This is a genomic window from Desulfonatronum sp. SC1 (assembly GCF_003046795.1).
Classification (GTDB): Bacteria; Desulfobacterota; Desulfovibrionia; order Desulfovibrionales; family Desulfonatronaceae; genus Desulfonatronum.
This window is the reverse complement of the sequence record NZ_PZKN01000230.1, coordinates 1-395: the sequence shown is the minus strand read 5'-3', so window position 1 is coordinate 395 and position 395 is coordinate 1. Positions and strand designations below refer to the sequence as shown.

Annotated in this window: 1 protein-coding gene; it reads left to right on the top strand. The window is 51.1% G+C overall.

What is annotated here, in order from left to right; genetic code table 11:
* Window positions 1-113: 113 nt before the first annotated feature.
* On the top strand, window positions 114-395 hold a 282-nt coding region (locus tag C6366_RS19060; protein WP_199221635.1), incomplete at its 3' end, for a hypothetical protein.

Sequence of the window (395 nt, the reverse complement as noted above, 5' to 3'; positions counted from 1 at the left end):
GTGATGTGCCGCTGATGGAAGCGCGAACGCGAACTCTGCTGACGTTGCTGAACGAGTAATGTCGGATCTTCCCTTACCCCACTGCGGGTAAGGGGCTAATAACAGGAACAACGATGACAAATCTAAAAAAGCGCGAGCGAGCGAAAACCAATGCATCGTTAATCTCTATGGTGCAACGCTTTTCAGATATCACCATCATGTTTGCCGGACTATGGCTGGTTTGCGAAGTCAGCGGACTGTCATTCCTCTACATGCACCTGTTGGTGGCGCTGATTACGCTGGTGGTGTTCCAGATGCTGGGCGGCATCACCGATTTTTATCGCTCATGGCGCGGTGTTCGGGCAGCGACAGAATTTGCCCTGTTGCTACAAAACTGGACCTTAAGCGTGATTTTC